The 907-nt window shown below is 59.2% G+C and carries 1 protein-coding gene; it reads right to left on the bottom strand.

Annotated elements, in window-relative coordinates; all coding sequences use genetic code 11:
* Positions 1 to 56: 56 nt before the first annotated feature.
* A partial coding sequence (locus ACYJSS_RS30670) for an integrase core domain-containing protein (protein ID WP_236206677.1) occupies positions 57 to 907 on the bottom strand: 851 nt, incomplete at its 5' end.

Genomic DNA, 907 nt, shown 5'->3' with positions numbered 1-907 from the left:
AGCCGGGATACATGGGTAACGCTTGTCGGGGGACATGGGTAACGGGTTGCTGGTCGTTACTTCTTCTCTCTCAGGTCGAACTGGCGGATTGTCTTATGGATGAAAATCACATCGTAGACACCATCCACACCGGTGGGGCGTATTGCGATTCGCTCGCCCAATAACCCACCACCGACGAACCGGCTTTTCCCTTTGAATTGCACCTGTCCGGTTCCCCCTACCTTGAGCACCTTGTCCTCCGGCTCGTACTCGATTTCCGGCAATTGCTCCGGGTACGCCCTTAGGCTTGGCTGATAGCGCGATATCGGTGGTAACTGGCCCAGTGCCTCATGAGGTCGTTGTTGGTTGTACTGGTCTCGCCATTGGTCCATCACGCGCTGGCAGTGCTCCATGTCACTGAAGCTGCGATGCAGCAGCTCACGCTTGAGGGTTTGATGGAAACGCTCAAGCTTGCCTTGGGTCTGTGGGTGGTAAGGGCGGCTATGACTGACGTCGATACCCAGGCGCATCAGCCAGACCTCCATCGCAGATAGGCCGCCCTCGATGTTTGAGCCCCAGGGCGGGCCGTTGTCGGCCGTTATCCGGCATGGCAGCCCATAGCGACGGAAAACCGCGGCCAGCTTGGGGTGAACCAGTTCCAGGCGCTCCCCTTCACAGCCCTCCAGGCAGAGCGCAAAGCGTGAATGGTCATCGAGCACCGTCAGCGGGTGACAACGTGGCGAGTTACGGTCCGAAAGATGGAAGTTGCCCTTGAAGTCGATCTGCCAGAGCTCGTTGGGTTGCTTGTGCTCGAAGCGTTGGGTGGCCGGTGCCTGGGCGTCTTCGGCGTGATAGCGCACCTGGCAGCCATGGCGCCGAAGAATCGCATCGAGGGTGCTGTGATGAGGGCGATCCATGGCCTTTGGCA

The organism is Pseudomonas sp. No.21 (assembly GCF_054558415.1).
The sequence above is the reverse complement of the archived record's forward strand: the minus strand, read 5'-3'. Positions and strand labels throughout refer to the sequence as shown.